1 pseudogene is annotated in these 289 nt (G+C 62.3%); it reads right to left on the bottom strand.

Annotation, left to right across the window (positions count from 1 at the left end):
- Positions 1-289: pseudogene (locus KVT28_RS24895) on the bottom strand (multidrug ABC transporter ATP-binding protein); the annotation flags it as partial.

Genomic DNA, 289 nt, shown 5'->3' with positions numbered 1-289 from the left:
TCGGTTCGTCCTGCACGCTCAGCGGCTGCGCGATGGTATGCAGGCCGTCCTGCACCGTGCCGATGTTTTCGAAGATGCCGTTCACCACCCACATGATCCAGCCGGACATGTTCACCAGACGAATCACCAACCCGGTCGCCAGCGCAATCGCGCCAACGCTGATCAGCGACTGCCTCCACAACCACAGCGCCAGGCCGGAGGTGCTGACAATCAGCAAGCCATTCAGCGGCGAGAGCGTGATATCCATGGTGGTGGCCATGCGGCTGGCGTGCTGGGTTTTGGCGGGTTG

Source organism: Pantoea sp. GbtcB22 (assembly GCF_019091025.1).
In the GTDB taxonomy this organism is placed as follows: Bacteria; Pseudomonadota; Gammaproteobacteria; order Enterobacterales; family Enterobacteriaceae; genus Pantoea; species Pantoea leporis.
This window is presented reverse-complemented; position numbering and strand designations above follow the sequence as displayed.